At 73.7% G+C, this 2,841-nt stretch carries 3 protein-coding genes; 1 reads left to right on the top strand and 2 read right to left on the bottom strand.

The features are described from left to right. A partial coding sequence (locus CCN51_RS37910) for a sensor histidine kinase (RefSeq protein ID WP_086860621.1) occupies nt 1–1,104 on the bottom strand: 1,104 nt, incomplete at its 3' end. Between the two features lie 125 nt (nt 1,105–1,229). Here CCN51_RS37910 and CCN51_RS37905 point away from each other — a divergent pair. Further along, nucleotides 1,230–1,481: a hypothetical protein gene (locus CCN51_RS37905; protein WP_063647534.1), complete on the top strand. Its 252-nt coding sequence runs from the start codon at nt 1,230–1,232 to the stop codon at nt 1,479–1,481. On the opposite strand, the gene CCN51_RS37900 is transcribed toward CCN51_RS37905, so the two are convergent. Next, nucleotides 1,447–2,841 (bottom strand): FAD-dependent oxidoreductase (locus CCN51_RS37900; RefSeq protein WP_107426161.1); only part of this gene is annotated, 1,395 nt, incomplete at its 5' end. The genes CCN51_RS37905 and CCN51_RS37900 overlap by 35 nt on opposite strands.

Here is a 2,841-nt window from a genome sequence, read left to right as displayed (position 1 = left end):
GCGCAAGCACGCGCCCGACGCGGAGGTGACGGTGACGGCGTCGGGCGCGTGCTTGCGCGCGTTGGTCAGCCCCTCCTGCACGATCCGGTATGCCGTACGGCCCGTGGCGCCCGGCACGGCAGCCGCGCCCGCCCCGGCGACGCCCGCCGCGTCCGCCCCGGCGACGCCCGCCGCGTCCGCCCCGGCGACGCCCGCCTCGTCCGACAGCGTCACCCGCATGCCTGCCCGGCGCGACTCCTCCACCAGCCGCGGCAGATCGGCGAGGGTCGGCTGCGGCCGGTCGGGCGGGCTGCCCTCGGCGGTGGCGTCGGAGTCCGGGGCCCGCAGCACGCCGATCACCTCGCGCAGATCCTGCAGCGCCTGGTGCGCGCTGCTGCGTATCACCCCGGCGGCCTCGGCCACCTCCTGCGGGGAAGCATCGGCCCGGTACTCCAACGCGCCCGCGTGCACGCTCAACAGGGAGAGCCGATGGGCGAGCACGTCGTGCATCTCCCGGGCGATCCGCTCACGCGTCAGGCGCTGGGTCCGCTCGGCGCGCAGCGCCGCCTCCGCCTCGGCCCGCGCGGCTCGCTCGCGCAGCGATTCGAGCAGCAGACGCCGTGAGCGCACGAACATGCCCCAGCCGATGGCGCCGCTGACGAGCAGGGCGCCGAGCAGCACATCTCCGATGTAGTCGAGGTCGGGGTCGGGGTGCACCGCAGGGGCGGCGAAGATCTGGGCCAGCGCCGCCCCGCCGACCCACGCGACCGTACGCAGCGGCCGGTGCACCGCGACCGTGAACAGCGCCACGAGCAGCGGCCCCGCGACGTAGTACGAGACCACGCCCGCGGCCAGCAGCACCAGCGCCAGCTCGACCGGCCTGCGGCGGCGCAGCCACAGCGCGAGACAGGCCACCACACCGGCCATCAGGTCGGCGAACAGCGCCTCGTCCGACACCGACGGGTCGGTGGCCATCGACTCGGAGGCCGTCAGCGAGAACAGGGCCGCCAGCGAGATGCAGCACACATCCACGATCCAGTCGCGCAGCGTGCGGCGCGTCCTGACGCGCTTGCTGTCGCGCGCCCCCTCGGCGCTTCCCGTCCGCGCGGCGTCTGAGCTGCTCATACCGACGAATCTACTGACGAGCGGGGGCGCGGTCGCCGCCTCGGGCGCGAGTATCGACCAAAGTCGCAGGGCCATAGACCTTTGGCTGACCCGCGCCCGCCGGACCGCCGCCTAGCCTCGAACACATGAGAAAGGCATGCGAGTTGGTGGGCGGCTTTCTGCTGTTCCAGGGGCTCATCGGGATCGTCCACGAGCTCATCGGCTGGTTCCGGCTGATGGCGATGATCCGTCTTCTGCCGTTCCTGGATGGCTATGAGCTGTATACGAGTATCGGCCTGGCCGTGGTCGGCTTCCTCGTGGTGGCTGTCGCCGAGGAGTCGGGCAAGTCCCCGTCCGGTCCGCTCATATCTGATGCAGACCGCGCCCGGCCAGAGTGAGGAAGGCTTCGCCGACGGCCTCGGAGAGCGTGGGGTGCGGGTGGATGTGCTGGGCCACATCGGAGGGTTCGGCGTCCCAGCCGACGATCAGCTGGCTCTCGGCGACCATCTCCGAGACATGGGGGCCGACGAGATGGACGCCGAGCACCTGGCCGGTGCCCTCGCCCGCCCGCTCGGCGACGACCTTCACCATGCCTCCCTGGCCGTGCACCATGCCCTTGGCCACGGCGGTCAGCGGCATGGTGTTGACGACGACGTCCAAGCCCCGCTCACGCGCCTGAGCCTCCGACAGGCCGACGGCGGCGGTCTGCGGACTGGAGTAGGTCACCCGGGGGACGGTGTCGTAATCCACGGGCCGGGGTTGGGGTGAGAGGCCCGCCAGGGTCTCGGCCACCAGCAGCCCCTCCGCGAACGAGGCATGGGCCAGCCCGAGGGAGGGCGGCGGCAGCAGATCGCCGACGACATGGATGCCCGGCACCGCGGTCTCCAGCCGCGACCAGTCGGCGGGGGCGATGAATCCGCGGTCGTCGGTGGTCAGCCCGGCGGCGCCCAGGTTCAGGCCGTCGGTGACCGGGGCGCGGCCGACGGCGACCAGCAGCCGCTGGGCGTCGAGGGTGCGCGGCTTGCCGCGGGCCGGGCGGACGGTGGCGCGCACCCCGTCCGGGTACGGCTCGGCGTGCTCCAGCCGGGCGCCGGTCAGCACCTTGATGCCGCGCTTCTTCAGCCCGCGCGTCAGATGGCGGCTGACATCCGCGTCCTCGAGCGGCAGCAGCCGGTCCGCCGCCTCGACCAGGGTGACGTCCGCGCCCATGGAGCGGTGCAGTGAGGCGTATTCGACGCCGATCGCGCCGCCGCCCAGCACCAGGACGGAGGCCGGGAGTCCCGGGGCGAAGAGGGCGTCGTCGCTGGTGACGACCCGTTGGCCGTCCGGCGCCAGCCCGGGGAGGGTGCGCGGGCGGGAGCCGGTCGCCAGCACGATGCCGCGCCGCGCGGTCCACTCGCCGCCAGCGTCTGCGTCTGCGCCTGCTCCCGTGCCCATGCCTGCGTGCGCGCCTGCGCTGATCGCCGTGCCGGTCGCCGTGCCGGTCGCCACGCCGACCGGCGTGATGCGTACGGTGCGGGGGCCGGTCAGGGCGGCGGAGCCGCGGACCACGTGGACGCCCGCGTGGGACAGATGGCCTTCGACGCCGCGGTGGTTGCGGGCCACGATGTCGTCGCGGGTCGCGGTGAGGGCGGACCAGTCCACGGCCTCCAGGGTGGCCTTCACGCCCCATCGTTCGCGCGCCTCGGAGATGCCGTCGACCAGCTCCGCGGCGTGCAGCATCGCCTTGCTGGGGATGCAGCCGCGGTGCAGGCAGGT

The organism is Streptomyces milbemycinicus (assembly GCF_002154605.1).
GTDB classification, from domain to species: Bacteria; Actinomycetota; Actinomycetes; order Streptomycetales; family Streptomycetaceae; genus Streptomyces; species Streptomyces milbemycinicus.
The sequence above is the reverse complement of the archived record's forward strand: the minus strand, read 5'-3'. Positions and strand labels throughout refer to the sequence as shown.